The sequence below is a fragment of the Bacillus sp. AY18-3 genome (assembly GCF_008042305.1).
Classification (GTDB): Bacteria; Bacillota; Bacilli; order Bacillales; family Bacillaceae_G; genus Bacillus_A; species Bacillus_A wiedmannii.
Genome location: NZ_QKQR01000004.1, coordinates 343,363 through 363,770 on the forward strand (window position 1 = coordinate 343,363; position 20,408 = coordinate 363,770).

23 protein-coding genes and 1 riboswitch are annotated in these 20,408 nt (G+C 35.2%); of the genes, 15 read left to right on the forward strand and 8 right to left on the reverse strand.

Features of this window, described 5'->3' with window-relative positions; translation table 11 throughout:
• The first annotated feature begins 102 nt into the window (after positions 1–102).
• Entirely contained in the window at positions 103–1,125 is a 1,023-nt protein-coding gene (locus DM800_RS04385; protein WP_147786496.1) for a tyrosine-protein phosphatase, read from the forward strand.
• A 38-nt stretch (positions 1,126–1,163) separates the two neighbouring features.
• On the opposite strand, the gene DM800_RS04390 is transcribed toward DM800_RS04385, so the two are convergent.
• Positions 1,164–1,637, reverse strand: coding sequence for a DUF1648 domain-containing protein (locus tag DM800_RS04390; protein WP_370512860.1), 474 nt, complete (start codon positions 1,635–1,637; stop codon positions 1,164–1,166).
• 271 nt (positions 1,638–1,908) lie between these two features.
• On the opposite strand from DM800_RS04390, the gene DM800_RS04395 reads away from it, so the two are divergent.
• Both DM800_RS04395 and DM800_RS04400 read left to right on the forward strand, forming a co-directional pair.
• Positions 1,909–2,619: a YjjG family noncanonical pyrimidine nucleotidase gene (locus tag DM800_RS04395; protein ID WP_088064048.1), complete on the forward strand. Its 711-nt coding sequence runs from the start codon at positions 1,909–1,911 to the stop codon at positions 2,617–2,619.
• 72 nt (positions 2,620–2,691) lie between these two features.
• Complete coding sequence (locus DM800_RS04400; RefSeq protein WP_147786498.1) at positions 2,692–3,654, forward strand: tubby C-terminal domain-like protein; 963 nt, start codon at positions 2,692–2,694, stop codon at positions 3,652–3,654.
• A 68-nt stretch (positions 3,655–3,722) separates the two neighbouring features.
• On the opposite strand, the gene DM800_RS04405 is transcribed toward DM800_RS04400, so the two are convergent.
• Positions 3,723–3,923: a helix-turn-helix transcriptional regulator gene (locus DM800_RS04405; protein WP_087984149.1), complete on the reverse strand. Its 201-nt coding sequence runs from the start codon at positions 3,921–3,923 to the stop codon at positions 3,723–3,725.
• Positions 3,911–4,270 (reverse strand): DUF3796 domain-containing protein, encoded by a 360-nt coding sequence (locus DM800_RS04410; protein ID WP_147786499.1) that lies wholly within the window; start codon positions 4,268–4,270, stop codon positions 3,911–3,913. Before DM800_RS04410 ends, DM800_RS04405 begins: the two co-directional genes overlap by 13 nt.
• A gap of 179 nt (positions 4,271–4,449) precedes the next feature.
• On the opposite strand from DM800_RS04410, the gene DM800_RS04415 reads away from it, so the two are divergent.
• The 6 genes from DM800_RS04415 (at position 4,450) to DM800_RS04440 (ending at position 10,124) form a co-directional block, all read left to right on the forward strand.
• Positions 4,450–4,644, forward strand: a complete 195-nt coding sequence (locus DM800_RS04415) for a hypothetical protein (protein ID WP_000958865.1) — start codon at positions 4,450–4,452, stop codon at positions 4,642–4,644.
• 88 nt (positions 4,645–4,732) lie between these two features.
• Positions 4,733–5,458, forward strand: coding sequence for an ABC transporter ATP-binding protein (locus DM800_RS04420; protein ID WP_088122691.1), 726 nt, complete (start codon positions 4,733–4,735; stop codon positions 5,456–5,458).
• The gene (locus DM800_RS04425; protein WP_147786500.1) at positions 5,451–7,109 is read left to right on the forward strand and encodes a putative ABC transporter permease subunit; all 1,659 of its coding nucleotides are present in this window, start codon (positions 5,451–5,453) and stop codon (positions 7,107–7,109) included. Before DM800_RS04420 ends, DM800_RS04425 begins: the two co-directional genes overlap by 8 nt.
• A 56-nt stretch (positions 7,110–7,165) precedes the next feature.
• Positions 7,166–7,924: an SDR family oxidoreductase gene (locus DM800_RS04430; protein ID WP_000716969.1), complete on the forward strand. Its 759-nt coding sequence runs from the start codon at positions 7,166–7,168 to the stop codon at positions 7,922–7,924.
• Positions 7,925–8,263: 339 nt separating this feature from the next.
• Entirely contained in the window at positions 8,264–8,974 is a 711-nt protein-coding gene (locus DM800_RS04435; protein WP_106382909.1) for a hypothetical protein, read from the forward strand.
• A gap of 79 nt (positions 8,975–9,053) precedes the next feature.
• Positions 9,054–10,124, forward strand: a complete 1,071-nt coding sequence (locus DM800_RS04440) for a pyruvate kinase (RefSeq protein ID WP_142310824.1) — start codon at positions 9,054–9,056, stop codon at positions 10,122–10,124.
• Between the two features lie 50 nt (positions 10,125–10,174).
• Here DM800_RS04440 and DM800_RS04445 read toward each other — a convergent pair whose 3' ends face one another.
• Positions 10,175–10,456, reverse strand: a complete 282-nt coding sequence (locus tag DM800_RS04445) for a DUF1292 domain-containing protein (RefSeq protein ID WP_002008111.1) — start codon at positions 10,454–10,456, stop codon at positions 10,175–10,177.
• Between the two features lie 155 nt (positions 10,457–10,611).
• Positions 10,612–11,295 (reverse strand): NAD(P)H-dependent oxidoreductase, encoded by a 684-nt coding sequence (locus tag DM800_RS04450; protein WP_060487743.1) that lies wholly within the window; start codon positions 11,293–11,295, stop codon positions 10,612–10,614.
• Positions 11,296–11,424: 129 nt separating this feature from the next.
• Here DM800_RS04450 and DM800_RS04455 point away from each other — a divergent pair, with 129 nt between their 5' ends.
• Entirely contained in the window at positions 11,425–11,805 is a 381-nt protein-coding gene (locus tag DM800_RS04455; RefSeq protein ID WP_000340656.1) for a winged helix-turn-helix transcriptional regulator, read from the forward strand.
• A gap of 121 nt (positions 11,806–11,926) precedes the next feature.
• Here DM800_RS04455 and DM800_RS04460 read toward each other — a convergent pair whose 3' ends face one another.
• Positions 11,927–12,238, reverse strand: coding sequence for a hypothetical protein (locus tag DM800_RS04460; RefSeq protein WP_088064040.1), 312 nt, complete (start codon positions 12,236–12,238; stop codon positions 11,927–11,929).
• Between the two features lie 162 nt (positions 12,239–12,400).
• Positions 12,401–13,678 carry a histidine--tRNA ligase gene (locus DM800_RS04465; RefSeq protein WP_147786501.1) on the reverse strand — a complete coding sequence of 426 codons (1,278 nt, stop codon included), beginning with the start codon at positions 13,676–13,678 and terminating at the stop codon, positions 12,401–12,403.
• 338 nt (positions 13,679–14,016) lie between these two features.
• Here DM800_RS04465 and ybaK point away from each other — a divergent pair, with 338 nt between their 5' ends.
• The 4 genes from ybaK to DM800_RS04485 all read left to right on the forward strand — a co-directional run bounded on the left by ybaK (position 14,017) and on the right by DM800_RS04485 (position 17,990).
• On the forward strand, positions 14,017–14,493 hold the full coding sequence (gene ybaK, locus DM800_RS04470; protein ID WP_098375429.1) for a Cys-tRNA(Pro) deacylase: 477 nt from the start codon (positions 14,017–14,019) through the stop codon (positions 14,491–14,493).
• 268 nt (positions 14,494–14,761) lie between these two features.
• Complete coding sequence (locus tag DM800_RS04475; protein ID WP_147786502.1) at positions 14,762–15,271, forward strand: DinB family protein; 510 nt, start codon at positions 14,762–14,764, stop codon at positions 15,269–15,271.
• 272 nt (positions 15,272–15,543) lie between these two features.
• A riboswitch (purine riboswitch) is annotated at positions 15,544–15,647 on the forward strand.
• A gap of 163 nt (positions 15,648–15,810) precedes the next feature.
• Positions 15,811–16,689 carry a 5'-methylthioadenosine/S-adenosylhomocysteine nucleosidase gene (locus DM800_RS04480; protein ID WP_098077238.1) on the forward strand — a complete coding sequence of 293 codons (879 nt, stop codon included), beginning with the start codon at positions 15,811–15,813 and terminating at the stop codon, positions 16,687–16,689.
• Positions 16,690–17,162: 473 nt separating this feature from the next.
• On the forward strand, positions 17,163–17,990 hold the full coding sequence (locus tag DM800_RS04485) for an endonuclease I family protein (RefSeq protein ID WP_088609514.1): 828 nt from the start codon (positions 17,163–17,165) through the stop codon (positions 17,988–17,990).
• A 142-nt stretch (positions 17,991–18,132) separates the two neighbouring features.
• Here DM800_RS04485 and DM800_RS04490 read toward each other — a convergent pair whose 3' ends face one another.
• Positions 18,133–19,563, reverse strand: coding sequence for a YfcC family protein (locus tag DM800_RS04490; RefSeq protein WP_147786503.1), 1,431 nt, complete (start codon positions 19,561–19,563; stop codon positions 18,133–18,135).
• 202 nt (positions 19,564–19,765) lie between these two features.
• On the opposite strand from DM800_RS04490, the gene rraA reads away from it, so the two are divergent.
• A complete protein-coding gene (rraA, locus tag DM800_RS04495) occupies positions 19,766–20,245 on the forward strand; it encodes a ribonuclease E activity regulator RraA (protein WP_087984167.1) in 480 nt (159 codons plus the stop codon).
• The last annotated feature ends 163 nt before the right edge of the window (positions 20,246–20,408 follow it).

Sequence of the window (20,408 nt, forward strand, 5' to 3'; positions counted from 1 at the left end):
AGCCTGTTTGTAAGATAAAAAGAAAAATGAGAACGACAAAATAGATATTCCTATAATACAATAGAGAAAGATTCGATTATACGAGAAAGTGTTGGTGAAAGAATGGAGCAGCAAAGAAATTGGTTACAAGCAACTGTAGAAAGAAATGAAGACAATACGTTATATATAAAGTGGGAAAATAATATAGAAGAAGTTCGCATTTACTGGAGTACTTCACCAGAGCATATTGAAGAAACGGGAGAATTACTTGCAACGGTAAATGGAGAATCATCATGTACAGTTCAAAACCCGAGTGAAAATGAGCGTCCATATTTTAGACTAGTTGGAAGTAATGGACAAGCAGTGACAGTAGCTGAGCGTAGATTGCCATTACAAGGCGCGTTTAACTTCCGTGATATGGGAGGATATGAAACGACTGAAGGCCGTAAAGTAAAATGGGGCAAGTTGTACCGTTCTGAAGAATTAGCAGGACTAACAGAGTGGGATATCGACTATTTACAAAAGTCTGGCTTAAAATTAATTTGTGACTACCGTACAGATTTTGAAGTGAAGCATAAGCCGAATCCAAAGATTACGGGTGCTCGTCAAGTGTGCTTACCAGTTATGCAAGACTTGGCAAAAGACTTGAACATAAATGAATTTTTCCAAGTTGGTGACCTTTCTATGTTAGGGAAACCAGGCGAGTATCTTGTGAAAATGAATCAAGATTTCGTAAGTGGTAATGAAGCATTCGTGAGCTTCTTAAACTTAGCACAAAACCCAGAAAACTTACCGTTAGTAAACCACTGTACAGCTGGAAAAGACCGTACTGGATTCGGATCAGCACTATTATTACTTTTACTAGGTGTACCGGAAAAAACAGTAATGGAAGACTATTTACTAAGTAACGGCTTCCGTGAAAAATTAAATGAAAAAATGATGGCTTTTTTAGGTGCAAAACTACAAAACGATGAAAGTAGAGCAATATTAGGCGCAATGTTTGAAGCGCGCGCTGAATATTTACAAGCTGCGATTGATGAAGTGAAAAAGCAATACGCTTCAGTTGAAGCGTATGCTGAAAAAGCACTTGGCTTTACGAAAGAGTCGTTAGAAGAAATGAAAATGTTATTGCTAGAGGATAAATAATGAGGAGGGAGGCTAATTGGATTAGCCTCCTGTTCTTATTATGAAATTTTTCGTTGTCTTATTATTCCTATGACAATTGGAATAACTGTCCCAATTAACAATATCGGTAAAAATAATTTTCCGAAACCGCCGCTCCAATCTAAAGCTATTGAAATTGTTTCAAATTGGATGAAAGCAAAAATAAGTAAACAGACATTTTTTAATTGATTAAGCATTTTTCTGCTATTTAAATAAAACAGCGGAGTATTCGATTCATTAAGTCTTTGTGGGTAGTTATGAACTTCTGGAAACTTTTCTAAAGTTTGCATTAAAAGGAGTATGAATGCCCCAATTCCTGGTAGAAGCAAAAGTTGCCACTTTGATCCCCAGCGATCTACAGCCCCATATGCGTTATAATGTGTGGGTACTTCCTCGGGTAATCTTCCCCAAGTCATAATCAAAAAAATGATTGATCCAAAGAATAATGAATATCCAATGATATCTCCAACCCATTCACTTTTTGTTTTTGGGATTTGTATTTTAGGTCTTCCCCATGAATTTACTATGTCTTTCCGCCCCTTTCTATTCCTGTATTCCCTTTTTTAAAATTGGATTCATTATCCAAATTATCTCAAATTTATAGTATTTTCACAATTAATTATTTTTGAATAACATGATTCGTGTGTCTGAAACAACTTTAAGATTGCTGTACGGCTATTATTCGTAAAGGGAAAAAGTTCGACTTAAGAGACGATTAATGAGAAAATACAAGTTGTAAATAACGTACTAGTTGAGGAGAGCATAATGAAATACAAAGTTATATTATTCGACGTAGATGATACATTATTAGATTTTCCTGAGACGGAAAGAAACGCATTACATAACGCGTTTGTACAGTTTGGCATGCCTACAGGGTATGATGATTATCTTGCAAGTTATAAAGAGATTAGTAATGGATTATGGAGAGATTTAGAAAATAAAATGATTACACTAAGTGAATTAGCGGTAGATCGATTTAGACAATTATTTGCACTGCATAATATAGAAGTAGATGCGCAGCAATTTAGTGATGTATACCTTGAAAACTTAGGGAAAGAAGTACATCTTATAGAAGGTGCAGTACAATTATGTGAGAAACTACAAGATTGCAAGTTAGGTATTATTACGAATGGATATACGAAGGTGCAACAATCGAGAATTGGAAATTCGCCTTTATGTAACTTCTTTGATCATATTATTATTTCAGAAGAGGTTGGTCATCAAAAACCAGCGCGTGAGATTTTTGATTATGCATTTGAGAAGTTTGGGATTACTGATAAATCAAGTGTACTAATGGTCGGAGATTCGCTAACTTCTGATATGAAAGGCGGAGAAGATTACGGCATTGATACGTGTTGGTATAATCCAAGTTTGAAAGAAAATAAGACAGATGTTAAGCCGACTTATGAAGTGGAGAGCCTGCTACAAATTTTAGAAATTGTGGAAGTGGCGGAAGAAAAGGTAGTTTCATTTTAATCGTGTCGATATAATTTGAGTTGCGTTCAATTTATAGGTACGATCGGTGTAATAACTAGAGGTGAGTGAAAGATGTTAACGTTTTTATTTGAGTTAGACAAAAGTATTCCGCAGAAAGATGAGCCACGGTATGCTGCTTATGCAAATGGCTTTATTGAAGGGGATTTAACGATTCATGTGGGTGACAGAGTACTTTTTCAAAAGTCATGTATGAAGGTCGCAGAGCTCGGCATTTATTTAGGACAGTGGATGGAACAAGTGCAACATGGGAAGAACGAACAGTTGAATTATGAAACGAGTAACCGTGAGGAAGTAATTCTCGGATTCTTATATGAAGAGGAAGATCAGTGGAGAGTTGCTTCCAGTTGGCAGCAATTTGAACTTCAAGAGCGTATATCCACTACAGTATTAGTAGAAAGCGTTGGGCGTTATTTGAATGAGCTCAATAAGGAGCTGCGCGCGATAGAATATCCTGTGACGTTTGATCAGTACTTAAGAGGAGAGCGAATGATGCAGCTTTCTTATAAACGACTGTGTGATAGTAAAGCGGATACGACTTCAATAGAGGTTTACAATGGAAGCGAAGGAGTAGGCGCAGTACGGGGCTATTATAAAAATGCGTTGATGAAAGTGCTAGACTTCATTCCGAAAGTCGGTAGTAATATCATTTATGAAATAAAGGATAGTAAAGACAATATTCGTGTCATTGCAAAGGATGTAAGTAGGCAGCGTCAAAGAAGGATTTTAGTAACGTACATCGATAATAATGATGCAGAGCATGAAATACTTGTATGTGACGGAAAGTTATTAGATGCAAATTTCTTATTTACTTTTACATATAAGGGAGAAGAATATGTTGTTCACAAAACTTCAATTGGGCTTGGAAAGTTATTACGAAACGGCTATGTAATCGCAGATTGGAATATTCGTCTTGAGGAAGATATGTATTATATCGAGATGGATGTATATGATGAAGATTATATAGAAGATCAATACTTACTGTTAGGCGTATTTCATGCTGTTTTGTATGGTTGATAAATGAGAAATACCGGCATTCTTCATGGGAAGGATGCCGGTATTTTTATGTGATTTTGTGTCCTTAATTAATCCTCAAAAATAAAAATCTCATCAATCGTACTATGAAGTGCCTTCGCTATATCGTGAGCGAGTTGTAAGGAAGGGTTGTATTTTCCTTTTTCGAGATGGCTTATCGTTTCACGACGTACACCAACAGTTTTCGCTAAATCTTCTTGTGTCATGTTCGATTTGGCGCGGTATTCTTTTATTCTCGTTACGAACGCCATGGCGCATCTTCCATTTCATCAACAGGTTTATCATAAAAGAACATAGAGAAGCCGAACGTAAGAATGAGTGTGCTGAAAATAAGAGCGATATCAATCTCTTGTAGCGCCTGGTTTGGAAATAACATTTCAATAAACATAATGATAGCGTTCGTTAGTAATGTAACGATAAATGCATTGCGGCACGATTTATTGACGATTTGTTCAAATAGTTCATCGTGTTGAACCGTTCTATACGTTGTGAAAAAGGAGAAGAAACAAAACATAGTAAACAATCCTTTTTCATAAAAAAAGCCGAGGAAACCGAAGAAACCGAGAAATCCTAAATATTTTATCCAAGTTGTTTTCACGATAGATTCTCCTTTCAGTGTTAGAAATAAATCACGTTATGTTATAAATATATCACATATAGAAATGTATAGTAATAATAGTTTTCCAATTCTTTTCATAATAATAGTAAAAAGAGGAAATATACTGCGAAATAAAGAGGATAATATTGTAAAATGGTTGTAAGGAGGGGGAGGAAGGAATGTTAACTTGGATCATGATCGTTGTATTACTTGTAGTCATTACTGTAGTGGCGACGGTGTTAATTGGGCGAAATGGTGATGCGAATTATAGTAAAGCGACAAAAGGGAATATTAAACGGCTGACGATGATTTATATTATATTAGCTGTCGTTTTAATCGTTGGATTAGGCGTGTATATTTATTTTAAAGGTTAAAAAACTGAAAAAATATAAAAATCTAAAAATAGAAGTATGCTATAATATTAATATAGTTATTTGGTAATTAAGGAAAGGATTGGATGGAATGATTGAAATTACGAATGTGTCAAAAAGTTATAATGGGTCTACCTATGCAGTAAAAGATTTAAGTTTATCTGTGCCTAGCGGAGAAATCTTTGGATTTTTAGGGCCGAATGGTGCGGGTAAATCAACGACAATTAAGATGATTACTGGTATTCATGGGGTGGACAAAGGGACGATTACGATTAACGGTATAGATATTATGAAAAATCCGATGGAAGCGAAAAAGACGTTTGGTTATGTTCCAGATAGTCCAGATATGTTTTTACGTTTAAAGGGAATTGAATATTTAAACTTTATGGCAGATATGTATGAAGTGCCGAAAGAAGTACGCCAAGAACGAATCGAGTCTTTAGCAAAGAAATTTGATCTTTACAATGCGTTATCGGATCAAATTCAAAGTTACTCGCACGGTATGAGACAAAAAATCGTTATTATTGGTGTGCTCGTGCATGAGCCAGATGTATGGATTTTAGATGAACCGTTAACGGGGCTTGATCCGAAATCTGCATATATTTTAAAAGAAATGATGAGAGAACATGCGGATAAAGGAAAGATTGTATTTTTCTCTACACACGTATTAGAAGTAGCGGAAAAAATATGTGACCGCGTTGCGATTATTAATAAGGGAAATCTTCAGTTTAAAGGGAATTTAGATGAAATGAGAGATCATTTTAAATCCAATGAATCACTTGAAAAAATGTTCTTGGAGATGACGGGCAATGAGTAAAATTTGGACGTTAACGAAAGTATTATTGAAATTAAATTATGCAGATTTCATAACAGATAAGAAGAAGCGATGGGCGTATGTATTTTCATTTGCAGCCATTTTATTTGTTGGCTTTTTAATATTTGGTTCGATGACGCACGGAATGTATGAGGGTATGAAACATTTAGGGCAAGACCCAGGAATGATTATCGCAATGGGACTTGCGATTGCGAGTATATGGGTATTTTTAATGAGTATAACGAACATTTTAACTGTATTTTACTACAGTAATGACATTGAAATGTTATTGCCATTACCATTAAAACCAGCACAAATTATTTCGGCAAAATTTTTAACGGTATTAATTACACAATACGTAATGAGTTCATTTATTTTATTACCAATCTTTATTACGTACGGGTTAAAAAGTAGCGCATTTATTACATATTATATATACATGATTTTTATTTACTTACTCTTCCCGATTGTGCCGTTAGTATTAGCTTCATTACTGATGACAGTTATTATGAGGTATACAAATATAGCGAAAAACAAAGATCGAGGCAATATATTTATTGGAATCGTAAGTATACTATTTATTGTAGGAATTAATGTATTTTTACAGTGGAAAAATAAAAGCTCGTTTTCTGAAGATGCGCTTACGAATTATCTTGCGAACAACCAATCTTCTCTTTTAGTACAAATGACAAATTATTTTCCAACTACATATTTTGGAGCAGTGGCGTTAGTAGAAAATGCAAATTGGAAGGGACCTTTATACGTAATAATCTTTGCACTTATTTCATTTGTATTTTTTGTGTTGTTTTATTACATTGCAGAGCGTACATATTTAAAAGGGGTTATTGGACTTTCAACGAGTACAGCAAAAAAAGAGGTCATTTCAGCAGAAGGTTTACAAAAATCAACGGTACAAAGTTCACATTTAAAAGCGTATGTGAAAAAAGAATTTAAAACGTTATTCCGTACACCGCAATTTTTCTTAAATTGTATCGTACAAACTTTCGTTATGCCGATTATGTTATTCTTTGTTTTATTCGTGCAAGATGGGAATTTAAAATGGATTACAGGGTATATTGATAATCCCGAATCAGCAGGATTGGCTATTGGTGTAGGGCTTTGTGCATCGTTATTTTTAATGGGAAGTAACGTCATCGCAACAACATCATTTTCACGAGATGGAAGTTCATGGTTTGTGAATCGATATTTACCAGTAAAAGCTTCGGATATCTTTTTTGCGAAAGCAATCACTGCTTGGTTAATTAATGTAATTATTTTAGCAGTATTCGGTATTACGATGGCAGTTATAGCCGGGATTTCTCCTGTTTTCATGTTACTGTGGTTTTTACTAAGTGCGAACGGGTTATTGTTAATTAATTTAATCGGTACACGCTGGGATGCACAAACTGCAGATATACATTGGGATACAGAGCAGAAATTATTTAAGAGCCGATATACAACTTTGTGGAACTTTTTAGCTAATATTTTTATAGCTTTAGTTATTGTAGCGGGAGTAAGTCTATTATACTTCTTCCTTCAAGTAGGACTGTGGGTTATGTTTATCGTTTTATTTGTAATGTTTACGATTGTAAATTATATCTTCATTAAAATTTTAAAATTAGGTGCAGAACGCATATTGTCAAATATTGAATAAAAAGATAGATCCTCTGTATTCGTGCAGGGGATTTATCCATAGATGGAGGAGAAAAGGTGAAGAAAATAGCAATTGTAACAGGGGCAACTCGTCTGAATGGAATTGGTGCAGCTGTATGCAAGGTGCTTGCTCAAAAAGGGATAGACATTTTTTTCACGTACTGGTCTCAGTATGATAAAGCGATGCCGTGGGGAATGCATGATAAAGAGCCCTTTTTGTTGAAAGAGGAGATTGAAAGTTTAGGTGTTCGATGTGAAATGGCAGAAATCAATTTATCGCAGTCGTATTCGCCAAATCGTTTGTTTTATATGGTCTCAGAACGTTTAGGTGATCCATCTATTTTAATTAATAATGCAGCGTATTCTACTCATACGAGAATTGAAGAATTAAATGTAGAACAGTTAGATAAACATTATACAGTGAATGTTCGCGCTACTATGTTATTAAGTTCATTATTTATAAAACATTATGCACTGAAAACGAGTGGCAGTATTATTAATCTTACTTCAGGACAGTCATTAGGGCCAATGCCTGATGAACTAGCATACGTAGCGACGAAAGGAGCAATTGAAGCATTTACAAAATCAGTAGCACCAGTTGCGATGGAGAAGGGAATTACAGTGAATGCTGTTGATCCAGGACCGACGAATACAGGATGGATTACAGAGGAGCTGAAGCATCATTTAGTATGGAAGTTCCCACAAGGTAAAGTAGGAGAACCGTCAGATGCAGCACGCTTAATTTCTTTTTTAGTAAGTGAAGAAGCAAAATGGATTACGGGGCAAGTCATTCATTCGAACGGTGGTTACTCATAAATATATTATGTTAACAAATGTTGAGAAACAAAAAAATAAAAGAAAATATTATTTTTTTTGTATAAATAAAATGTCAAGAAAGATAAAAATTTGATAGGAGAGTATATCGTCAAATGAAGATAGTAATTCCTTATGTGACAATATACTCTTTTTCTTTTACTACAGAGAAGAAAAATGAAGTAGAAGAAACTCGAATATTCAAATGGGTTTATCAGTTTTTGTACGTATTATTATGAAGATTACTGTCGGAAAGATGGTGATTCATGTGAAAAGGGATTTTTTAAGGGGAAATCGAATCGTAAAGGGGAGGATAAATAAAGTAAACATAGGGGGATTTATATGAAAATGAAAAAGGTCGCTATCGCATCGATAACAATTGGTACAATGCTTACTATGGCAGCTTGTAGCCCTTCAGCAGATAAAGAGACAGAAAAGAAAGAGCAAGTAACAGCGCAAAATGAAGGAGAATCAAAAACGACAAGTGCAGATGAGACGTCAAAAATAACGAAAGATACTGAAAAAGATACAAATACTTCTTCAAATGAAAAAACAGATAAGGATGCAAAAAATACGAAAGAATCATCAGGAACAGAGAGTAACGGTAAAACGTCATCTCAAAATGAGAATGTGAAAACAAAAGAAAAAGAGACGACAGGAAAAACGAATGACGAAACGACTAGCGGAAAAACAACAGATCAAAGTACAAGTACAAACTCAAACGGAAAAACAACGAAAGATCCGAAGAAAAGCGTAGCTGTGAAAACAAATGTAAAAGAAGTTGCTGCATTAGTTGATAGTTTAGACAAGCAATTAGCTGCAAATCCGAAATTAGAAACAGTAAATAAACTTGGAAAACAAATTAATGAAAAGTGGGATGTAATCGAGAAAGAGTTAGAAGCATCTCACCCAGCTGAATATAAAACAATCGGACAAAGTATGTATCCGTTAATTGTAGGAGCGGAGAAAGAAAAGATAGATATTAATAAAATGAAATCATTAACGACGAAAACGAAAAAAGATTTAACTCAGTTATTAACGAAACTTTTGTAGTTTGAAAAGCCTACTGTGGAAGTAGGCTTTTTTGTGTTGAGAGTGTAAGTAAAGTTTATGGGAATCCTAACGAAAAAGGATGGTGATAAAAATGACAATAGATCGAGTTTGTACAATTGGGCCAGCAAGTAATAATAAAGAAACGTTAGCGCAGTTAATAAACAATGGTATGAAAATAGTGCGCTTGAATTTATCACATGGCACGCATGAAAGTCATAAAGACATCATTCGTTTAGTCAAATCGTTAGACGATTCTATTAAAATTTTAGGCGATGTACAAGGTCCTAAAATAAGGTTAGGTGAAGTAAAAGGAGAACAAATTACACTTCAGGCGGGAGATTCTTTTATTTTACATACGCAAGCAGTTACAGGGAGCAATAGAGAAGCAAGTGTTGATTATGAAGGAATCACGAATGATGTGAAAGTTGGAAGTAGAATTTTAATTAATGATGGAGAAGTTGAGTTAATCGTTGAAACGGTAAGTGCGGATAAAATAGAAACAAAGGTCAAAATAGGTGGTAATATCTCATCTCATAAAGGGGTGAACTTACCAGGGGCAATCGTTAGTTTACCAGCTATTACGGAGAAAGATAAAAAAGACATTCAGTTTCTTCTAGAAGAGGATGTTGATTTTATCGCATGTTCTTTCGTACGGAAACCTAGTCATATAAAAGAAGTACGAGATTATATACAACAGTACAAAGAAACGTCACCTAATGTAATTGCTAAAATAGAAACAATGGAAGCGATCGAGAATTTTCAAGATATATGTAAAGAAGCAGACGGAATTATGATTGCAAGGGGTGATTTAGGAGTAGAGTTACCGTATCAATTTATTCCGCTCTTGCAGAAAATGATGATTCAGGAATGTAATCGAACGAATACATATGTTATTACAGCAACACAAATGCTTCAATCTATGGTAGATCATTCTATTCCAACAAGAGCTGAAGTGACTGATGTGTTTCAAGCTGTACTCGACGGAACGAACGCTGTTATGCTTTCTGCCGAAAGTGCGTCAGGCGAGCATCCGATTGAAAGTGTAAGAACATTACGTCTCGTTTCGGAATTCGCTGAGCATGTGAAAAAAGACGGTCCTTTTGTGATGAAAGATGTACTGGAATTGTTGCATAAGTCTTTGGATGAGTGATAAATAAAAAGAGGGCGGATATGCATCCACCCTCGTGTTTTTCATTCTTATTATTCTTGCTCTTGCTCGTCCAAAATTTTATCAAAAGCAGCAGATACTTTATCAAACTCTTCATCATTTTCAATGTATGAAAACTCATTATCTTCTTCTACTTTTAAAAAGAAAATATCAATGTCTTCCTCAGATTCTGTTTGAATGTCTTCTACGAAGGCAACTGCAATATATTCTGCGCCTTCGACATCCATCGCTCCGAGTACTTCTACTTCCTGATCCTCATTATTCTCATCACTGAGAGTAAACACTTCGCCAACTTCAATATCAGACATATCCATTCTCCTCCTGTTCGACTCTAAAAAATAGAGCGCTCAAACTGTATACATACTAACATATCTTTCCATGAAAAATCAATTTCATACATTAGAAAAACAACTGATTCTTCAATAGAATAAGTATTTAGCTAGAAGGAGTTTTATTTGTGAGTGCTATATTACTTAATCCATTCAACAATTGTATCCATAGTTTGTCTTGTTTTATCACGCTTTGGCTCTTCTTTACGGTAACCAAAGGCAACCATAACAGATACTTCAAGATTATCGTCTTTTATAATGCCTTCTTGACGAAGTAAAGAATCTATTTTCTCTTTATCAAATCCTTCTATTGGACAAGAATCAATGCCGATTTGAGCTGCACTCGTCATCATATTACCTAAAGCAATATAAGTTTGCTTAGATGCCCAATCAAATACAGCACGATCGGATTGTAATAAGTTAAAATCTGTTTCCTGGAACTTTTTGAAGAATTCATATCTAATTTTTTGAGTGTCTTCAGGTAATCCAATAATATCGTTCATCATATGTTTAATATACTCTGCATCATAATGCATATCTTTAATATTTCTTGAAAGAACAATGACAAAGTGACTAGCTGTTGCAAGTTGCCCACCAGCGCCCCATGAATACGGTTGTAGTTTTTCTCTTAATTCTTTATTTTGTACGACAATAAATTTCCAAGGTTCATAACCAAAAGAAGAAGGAGATAATCTGCCTGTTTCTAAAATGAAATGAAAATCCTCTTCTGAAATTTTGTGCATAGGATCGAACTCTTTACATGCATGTCTGAAATGGAAAGCCTCCATAATTTTCTCTTTTGTAATTTGTTTTGTATTTGTCATAAAAGTTCCTCTTTTCATTAATTTATTTTTGTAAGTAAATTATATTTTTAAAGTAACATAGATACAAGTACGCACATTTATGTGTTATAGTATCAAAAAAGATACTATTGGTAAGGGAAGGGACTTATGATGGATTGTTCAAACGAAAATAATATAAATTACCCATTTTTAAATAAATATTCTTGTCCAGTGGAAGCTATGGTTGAGGTTATTGGCGGAAAATGGAAAGGGGTTATTTTGTATCATTTATTAGATGGTACAAAGAGATTTAATGAATTAAAAAGATTAAAACCTAATATCACACAAAGAATGTTAACACTGCAGCTGAGAGAACTTGAAGCAGATGGCATTATACATCGTGAAGTATACCGTGAAGTGCCGCCAAAAGTAGAATATTCGTTAACGGAGCTTGGTGAATCACTACGTCCAATGATCCTATTAATGATGGAGTGGGCAACTCATAATATGGAGAAAGTTTTGGAGAGTAGAAATACGAAAAATAATAGTTAAGAGTTGTAGAAATAAAAGGTGTTTTCCATATGTGAAGAAACCTTTTATTTTTTACTTTCTTAAATTTTGGTTGTAATTAAAATGCATGTGAATCTATTCTGGGGATGTGCTGTTGATTTTGCTATGAATTAAAAACTTCCTTTTTAGTAGTAGAAGCTGCATCTAATAAAAGGAAAACAGCTGCTATAATATGTAGAACGACGTCTATATAAGGAAAGAAGGCAACTAGAGTAACGATAATACCTATATAATGAGCGTACGTATTCATGCCTGCTTTGTTAGCTAATAAAATAGTAGTAATATGTAAAGCAATCAATAGTAGTAAAGGTATCCCGTCTAGGTTAATAAAACTTGGAGATAAATAATAACAAGGAAGTAATAATAGGTGAGAGATCCCTGTAGTCCACTTTAGTGCTTGTATGTAAGTTTTCAAAGTAAATCCTCCTAAAATAATTAATATCTATATATTACCAAAAATAATAGGTAATTGGATATTAAATACTTGTGATTTTTAGTAGAATATAATTGTTTTATGTTAACTAATGGTTTCGTTATCTATAAAATAGAAAAACCACCCAAACGAGGGTGGTTCGTATTATAAATAACTATTTAAAGAAGAAAGGGGAACCTTCACCTCACTACCTTCCTTCATATTCCGCAGCATAACGGTTTCTGTACTAAGTTCTTCTTCCCCAATAATAAGCACATAAGGGATGTTTTCCTTATTGGCATAATTAAGGGCCCGTTTTAATTTGCGTCCTGCTAGTTCGAGTTCGACTTTTAGGGAAGTGGTAGAACGTAATTGCTGGGCAATTTGTAAACATTGTAATTCTGTCCCGAGTGGGATGATAAATACATCCGCTGTAGATAATATTGTTTCTTTCTGTGATAGTGCTGTGTAAATAACGTCTAAACCGAATGAAATGCCGACTGTTGGATAGCTCATATTATCACCACGGAATGCCCCGATAATATTATCGTATCGACCGCCGCTACCGATGCTGGATGTAATTGAGTCGTCTTTTAGAAAGATTTCATATACGGTGCCTGTGTACATTGTAAGTCCTCGTGCTAAAAATGGATTGAATATAGCATTTTCATTTATTCCAAGGGCGATTAAATATTGCTGTAATTGCTGTAATTCGTTTACTCCATCGGCAACGAGTGGAGTATTGAAAGCTTCTTTAAAGTCAGCAATTGAAAGCTTTAGACAAGATAAAACGGTATTACATATCGTATCAGCCATTTCTTCAGAAATTCCGCGTTCTAATACATCTTTTCGTACACCATCAATCCCAATCTTTTCGATTTTGTCTAATGATAAAATGACGTCACTCGTTCGTTCAGTAGGGATGTTAATGGACTCGAGAATACCATTTAACAATTTTCGGTTATTATATTGGATTGTTACTTCTAAGTTTAACGTTCGGAACAGTTCAAACGCCATACTCATAAGTTCCGCCTCTGCCATGACTGATTCTACACTGACTATATCAACGTCACATTGAATGAACTCACGAAATCTACCTTGTTTAATTGGCCCATCTCGAAATACTTTTCCAATTTCATACCGCTTAAAAGGGAGGCGGATGTTCGGATTCATTGCCACGACTTTTGCGAATGGAATGGTTAAATCGTAGCGTAAGGCAAGGTCGCGCTTTCCTTGATCTTGAAGCGTATATATTTCTTTTAAAATTTCATCGCCACCGCCGTACTTGTAAGACATAAGCTCATACATATTTAACGTTGGTGTTTCTAACGGTTTACATCCGTATCGTTCAAACGTATCTTCACAAGCTCTTTTAATTTTATTTCTTAGCACTTGTTCCTCTGGTAAATAGTCTTTCGTTCCTTTTACATTTTTCATTTCCATAGTAATCACTCCTTTTTAAATAAAAAAAGCTATGCAGGTATAAAAATACCCACATAGCTTTATAAGCGCTTCATGGGTCAACAGGAAAAGCCCTGTACCCACGAAGAAAAATTTTTCTTCGGATACACGGCATTACGTATGATGATGAAGTTGGAAAGAAGTATTAACATTTCGCATGACAAATCTCTCCTTAACATAAGTTTTTCCAAATTATATCAGATGATTTTTGAATTATCAATATTTTTAGTTTTGAAATATAAGTGAAGTTATGTAGGAGAAATGGAAAAGGGTGTATAATAAAACTTAATAATATGAATTAACCTTTTAAGGAGACCGTTATGAAAAAAGATAAAACAAATGCGATGCGAATATTAGATAAAGAAAAGATTGAATATTCGATGATGTCATATGATCCGGAAGATGGAAAAATTGATGGTGTATCAGTAGCTGAGAAAATTGGACGAGAAGTGAGAGAAGTATATAAAACGTTAATCGCTCAAGGGAATAGTAAAAATTATCATGTGTTTATCATCCCGGTAGATGAAGAACTAAATTTAAAAGCTGCTGCAAAAGCGGTAAGTGAAAAGAAGATTGAAATGATTCCTGTTAAAGATATTACGAAAGTATCAGGATATATTCGCGGTGGTTGTTCACCAGTAGGAATGAAAAAGTTATTTTCTACATGCATTGATGAGAGTGCTCAATCGCTTGAAACAATCATAGTGAGCGGCGGGAAAATTGGTATACAAATTGAGCTGAAAGTGGATGACTTAGCGAAAGTGACGAGAGCGCAGTTTGGTGAAATAACGAAATAATGATACATAGGAAAAGAAGTTCTAGTTTTATAGGATAGTTAGCCCATTATGGAGCTGATTATCCTTTTTTATACATTTTTTTGGCTAATCCAGTAACAAACAAGAACACTAAAACCACGTTAGGATAGGAATGTATAAAAAAAGGAAAGTTTTATTCTTTCGCGAATTCATTATACATGCCGAAATTACGAAATTCGCAAAAAAATCGCAGTAGAGCATTGGAAAGAACATTTTAATTTTCTATAACTCCATAGAGAGGTGATTACGCATGAATCAAAGACCGTCTGAAGAGGAATATGCCGTCAACTTCGGAGCGTATATTAGGTTGGTACCGGAAGGCAACATCATCGACATTTTGCTCGCTCAGGAAAAGCAAATGACCGAGCTGCTGGCATCGTTGACCGAAAGCAATGGCGCGTATCGGTATGCGGAAGGAAAATGGACGCTGAAAGAAGTCGTGGGCCACATTGCAGACGGAGAACGCGTTATGACCTACCGCCTGCTTCGGTTCGCAAGAGGGGACCAGACGCCTCTGTCCGGTTTCGACCAGGAATTGTTCATGCCTCCTTTCGGAAACTGGACAACCGCGCAATTGGCCGAAGACTACCGGGCCGTACGGCAATCGACGATCACACTGCTGCGCGGGTTACCGGAGGAGGCGTGGTCTCGCAAAGGCTCAGCCAACAACGCAAGTATTACGGCGCGCGCCCTCGCGTACGGCATCGCAGGACACGAGATTCATCACATGGGGGTCATCCGAAATCGGTATTTGAGTTAGTTGTCCGTCCATTCTTTATGGCACCCTTCCCGCCCCGTTCATAGACTGATATGAAGAGGGGACAAGATGGGTTGAAAAAAGCAGCAGCGATCGGTTGTTGTAGGTAAATCTAGTTTAGTATTTGGATTGTAAGTTTTTTGTAGTTATTATCCATTGAAAGATGAAAATACTGTCCGTTCAACTTATAAAAAACGAACATTTAAAATTGTTTTAATGAAAATGTTCATATTTAGATTGTGTGCACACTAAAAGTTTGATATATTACCAATATAATAATTTTACACATCATCACTCGTATATACTCGGTAATATGGTCCGAGCGTTTCTACCTAGTTCCCAATGAAAGAACTGGACTACGGGTTAAAGTATTCGGCCGTGCTATGTAATGTACGCTACCGATTTATAATTTTGCATGTGCTTAATTAACTTTGACTACCGTAGTTCTAGAAAGTAGAGATTCTTCTACAATTTCTAGAACTTTTTTGTTTGGACCAAAAGCATCGAGTATAGAAAACAACAAGAGAAAGAGGAGATTATTTATGAAGAAGAATACGTTGAAAAAATGTGCTGCCCTAGTAACTACTGTTGCATTGTCATTATCAATACTTGCGGGATGTAATGTGACTCCAAAACAAGTTGAGGCAAAAAGTAATCAACAACCTATTTTAATTCAAGGGCCAATGCCGATAGAGGCTGAGAAGTTTGCAAAAAGGTTAAAAAATGTGAAGGAAGAAAAGTCTGGAACTTTCGTATTTTATAAAGGCACTGTCGACAATTATCCTGTAATCGTAGCGAAAACAGGTAAAGGAATGGAAAATACAGCAGCTGCTACAGCAGTGGCTATTGAAAAATATAAGCCTAAGGCGATTATTAACCAAGGAACATCAGGTGGACACGATCCAAATTTAAACGTATTTGATATTGTTTTAGGAAAACAAGTAGCAAACATAGGTTCATTAAAAACAACAAATATGGATGAGAATCAAGGGATTGAACCGACAAAGTGGATTTCAATGGACTTAATGGCTTCTGAAGGAAGTGCAGGAGAAGATCCAAATGCTGAGAAAATCCGATACTACGAGGGAGATAAGGATTTACTTGCAGCAGCTAATGCGGTAAAAGATAAATATACAAAAGGTAAAGTGGTTGAAGGGACTATAGGTTCAGCAGATCTTTGGAATAATGAAGTTGATAGAATTAAATGGTTCCATACAAAATACGGTACATCTGTTGAAGAAATGGAAGGTGCTGCCGCAGCGCAAATCGCAAAAGCTTATGACGTACCATTTTTAGGGATTCGAGTATTATCTAACAATAAAACAAACGGCGGAAAATACAATCCAAATACAGCGGCGGCAAATCAAGAATATGTATATGAAGTAGTTAAAAAGTATATAGATTCGATACCAAATAAATAGTAGTAGTTCTGTCTCAATATAAAAATGTTATCATTACTGCGCAATGTGTTGTGAACTCAGAATTACCAAAGTTTCTTTAATTAAAATAGATTGGTGCCTTACATGGTATCCAATCTATTTTTGTACTTATTTTTCAGAGGAAGAAGGGTTTTACACCAAAAAATAAAGACAATTATAGAAAAAGGAAAAGTCGAACGATTTATCAAATATGCATAATTGCATGAAAAAATTGAAATTTATAAGTTAACATTAAACTACTTTTTAATTGTAAAGAATATTTTAATAATCTTTACTAGAGAAGGATATTCCTTGAGAAGTAGATAAACCAAAAGTGTGGAAATAATACAGACTCAATAGAGTTTTGTATTAAATAAAAAGAAAAGGATGGGTATGGCTTTCTAAAAGTTTTTGGGGGTTAGAAAGCATTTTTTAGTTAATGGCTTCAAATTATATGTTAAAGGGGAAATGGGTATATGAAGTTTCGAAATACAAAGCTTGCTATGGTTACACTATCTTCATTTTTTATTTTAAGTACTGCATCTCTATCATTCACAGATACCATACACGGTGAAGTAGCTTCTGCATCACCACAAGAGATTACTGTAAAAAGCTATGATGATACATATTATAATAATGCAATAGGAAAAACGGGTTTAGAGTTAAAGAAGGAACTTCATAATATTATTGATGATCATACAAAGTTATCATACAGTGCGGTTTGGGAAGCACTAAGAGATACTGATGAAGATCCAAATAATAAAAACAATGTGATACTCTTATATACTGGGCGTTCGCAAGGGAAACTTACGAATGGTTCAGGAGTTGATAATTGGAACCGAGAGCATGTTTGGGCAAAATCTCACGGTGATTTTGGAACGACTGCAGGAGCTGGAACAGATTTGCATCATTTAAGAGCGACGGATGTATCTGTAAATAGTTCACGTGGAAATCTGGATTTTGATAATGGTGGTGTGAATCATTCGGAAGCGACAGAATGTAAATATGATAGTGATTCTTGGGAACCTCGTGATAGTGTAAAAGGAGATATCGCTAGAATGCTATTTTACATGGCTGTTCGTTATGAAGGAGACAACGGCGAAATAGACTTAGAATTAAATGAAAAGGTGAATAACAATAAAGATCCATACATGGGCAAACTATCCGTTTTACTAAAATGGAATGAACAAGACCCTGTAGATGATTTAGAGCGAAAGCGTAATGAAGTGATTTTTACGAAATATCAACATAATCGTAATCCTTTTATTGATCATCCGGAATGGGTAAATAAAATTTGGAACTAACATACTTAAAGGTATTTTACTTTGAGAGAAGGGATTGATCACTATGATCAATCCCTGTTTATATCTATACTAGAATAAGTGATTTTTATAGGATTGGAGAATAGAATCGATATTTTATTAAGTAAAGTATAATATGAGTCTTTTAATACGGTCCCCACTCAATATTCACGCCAATAATAAGAAAAATAAGTCCGATGATAAACCAAATGAATGCAAGTGGAGCCATGAAGCGAATCCATTTGCCGTAAGAAATGCCGCTCGCTGCGAGTACGCCCATTAAAACACCGGAAGTTGGATTGAGGCAGTTTACTACACCTTCTCCAAGCATAACAGCTTGTACTGTAACTTGGCGTGTAATGTGCATGAAATCAGCTAATGGAGCTAATATCGGAATGAAAATAACAGATTCTCCTGTCCCGGATGAAATGAGGAAATGTAATGCGGCACTACTTACATACATGCCGATAACGCCAAATACAGGGCTTTGTCCTTCGAGAGACTGTGCGAGTTGGTTAACGATTGTATCAAGTAATTTGCCTTGTTCTAAAATGACTGAAATACAACGAGCCATTCCGACGATCAAAGCACCGTATATGAGATTTTGGCAGCCTGCTAGAAAAGTAGAAGCGATATCGTTCGCTTTCATACCACCTATTATTCCAGCTGTAATTGCTATGAAAATAAAAGTAGCGGTCATTTCTGCGTCTGTCCAATGTAGACGGAAAGCGCCTATTAAAAATGCAATTAACGATAAAGCCGAAACGAGTAAAATTAATTTTTGACGTATTGTCCAAGGAACTTCAGTTTTCTCTAGTTCTTTCTCACTTGAAAGAGCATTACTTGGAAACCAGTTATCTCCGAGTATGCTTCCTTTATTCGATTTTTTTAAGCGTTTTACATACCAATTAATATATAAAATGGTGGCAATTAAAAAAGAGATATAGATTGCTGTGCGTAAACCAATTCCTGAAAACATCGGAAGTTCGGCGATTTTTTGTGAAATGCCTAAAGGTGAGGGAGATAATATAGTAGCATTAAAACCAGCATAAGTGCCTAAATAAATAATTGCTACACCGACGATAGCATCCCATTTCAATGTGCGTGCAACGATGATGCCGATGGGGATAAAGCCTATAACCGAGTTAACGATAATGCCAGTTGTTCCGAGAATAGAAAAGAGTGCGGCGACAATACAAATGAAAAGTAATTGCTGATTACGAAATTTGTTAATAACATGATAGATTAAACCGTCAAGAGCGCCTGTTTTTTCAAGAATGGCAATGGCTCCACCTGTAAATAAAATTAAGAAGATGATAGGAGCAGCAAGTGTCATTCCTTTTTCAATAGCGGTAAAAAAAGAAACAAATCCTACCGGAGATTGTGGAACAGAATGATAACTTCCTGGTATTGTCGTTGTAACAGTACCGTTTGTAACTCTTTTAAACTCTCCAGCAGGAACGAAATATGTAGCAATGGCACAAAGTAAGGCAATAAAAAATAATAGTACGTACGCGTCAGGCATTTTAAACTTTCGTTTACTCGGCTGCTTTTTTACCTCGGTATGTAATTGCATAAAACCCCTCCTTTTTCACTTGGTTAATTTTTAATATTCTGAAACTTATCTGTGAAATAGATTATAATAAAGGTGGCTTCTTAAGGCAATAGTTTTTCTATCCTTTTTCTGCACATACAAATTCTTGCAACATTAGACAGGGAAACGAAAATAATCCAAGAATATGTTATATAGAAAGAATAAGGAAAAGAGGGGAAAAAAGATGTGGAAAACTACGGATCTATGTGATGAGTTTGAAAAGGAATTACAAATATGTCGCCAGTCATTTCGGTCTTTTGGGAAGAAAGAACAATTTCACGGGAAAATTGCAACGGTAAAAGTGAAGGATGATAACGTACTAGTGAAGGAAGGATTGCAAACATTACCAGAAGGAACGGTATTAGTCGTTGATGGCGGAGCGTCTACGAATTGTGCGTTACTTGGTGATAATTTGGCAGCTATTGCGGAGGAAAGAAAGCTGGCAGGAATTATTGTAAATGGATATGTTCGTGATTCTAGTGAACTAAAGAATATTAATATTGGTATTTTAGCGTTAGGGACGATGCCAAATAGAAGTATAAAAGAAGGAAAAGGAGAGCGTGGTATTTCATTGCAATTTGGACAAGTAGAATGGAAGCCGAATGAATATGTTTATGCGGATGAAGATGGCGTCATTATTAGTGAAAAGAGTTTGCATCGTTAAAGGATAGTAAACTACTATTCTTAGAAAATAAATCCGATAAAGCATGGACAAAATTCTTTGTCAATAGTAAAATAATACAGAAATTTATAATTAACAGAATGTATAGGTTTATCGTTTTACGATAACTTGAATGGAAGTCAGTTTTGCCTAGAAAAGTGAATGT

Bases quoted from the DNA above. Each gene is read 5' to 3' on its own strand.
- rraA (WP_087984167.1), top strand. From the start codon at position 19,766: ATGTGGAAAACTACGGATCTATGTGATGAGTTTGAAAAGGAATTACAA.
- DM800_RS04420 (WP_088122691.1), top strand. From the start codon at position 4,733: ATGATTGAAATTACGAATGTGTCAAAAAGTTATAATGGGTCTACCTAT.
- DM800_RS04480 (WP_098077238.1), top strand. From the start codon at position 15,811: ATGAAGAAGAATACGTTGAAAAAATGTGCTGCCCTAGTAACTACTGTT.
- DM800_RS04405 (WP_087984149.1), bottom strand. From the start codon at position 3,923: ATGGCGTTCGTAACGAGAATAAAAGAATACCGCGCCAAATCGAACATG.
- DM800_RS04415 (WP_000958865.1), top strand. From the start codon at position 4,450: ATGTTAACTTGGATCATGATCGTTGTATTACTTGTAGTCATTACTGTA.
- DM800_RS04455 (WP_000340656.1), top strand. From the start codon at position 11,425: ATGGATTGTTCAAACGAAAATAATATAAATTACCCATTTTTAAATAAA.
- DM800_RS04395 (WP_088064048.1), top strand. From the start codon at position 1,909: ATGAAATACAAAGTTATATTATTCGACGTAGATGATACATTATTAGAT.
- DM800_RS04385 (WP_147786496.1), top strand. From the start codon at position 103: ATGGAGCAGCAAAGAAATTGGTTACAAGCAACTGTAGAAAGAAATGAA.
- DM800_RS04440 (WP_142310824.1), top strand. From the start codon at position 9,054: ATGGTGATAAAAATGACAATAGATCGAGTTTGTACAATTGGGCCAGCA.
- DM800_RS04485 (WP_088609514.1), top strand. From the start codon at position 17,163: ATGAAGTTTCGAAATACAAAGCTTGCTATGGTTACACTATCTTCATTT.
- DM800_RS04445 (WP_002008111.1), bottom strand. From the start codon at position 10,456: ATGGATATGTCTGATATTGAAGTTGGCGAAGTGTTTACTCTCAGTGAT.
- DM800_RS04450 (WP_060487743.1), bottom strand. From the start codon at position 11,295: ATGACAAATACAAAACAAATTACAAAAGAGAAAATTATGGAGGCTTTC.
- DM800_RS04490 (WP_147786503.1), bottom strand. From the start codon at position 19,563: ATGCAATTACATACCGAGGTAAAAAAGCAGCCGAGTAAACGAAAGTTT.
- DM800_RS04400 (WP_147786498.1), top strand. From the start codon at position 2,692: ATGTTAACGTTTTTATTTGAGTTAGACAAAAGTATTCCGCAGAAAGAT.
- DM800_RS04435 (WP_106382909.1), top strand. From the start codon at position 8,264: ATGAAAATGAAAAAGGTCGCTATCGCATCGATAACAATTGGTACAATG.
- DM800_RS04465 (WP_147786501.1), bottom strand. From the start codon at position 13,678: ATGGAAATGAAAAATGTAAAAGGAACGAAAGACTATTTACCAGAGGAA.
- ybaK (WP_098375429.1), top strand. From the start codon at position 14,017: ATGAAAAAAGATAAAACAAATGCGATGCGAATATTAGATAAAGAAAAG.
- DM800_RS04475 (WP_147786502.1), top strand. From the start codon at position 14,762: ATGAATCAAAGACCGTCTGAAGAGGAATATGCCGTCAACTTCGGAGCG.
- DM800_RS04425 (WP_147786500.1), top strand. From the start codon at position 5,451: ATGAGTAAAATTTGGACGTTAACGAAAGTATTATTGAAATTAAATTAT.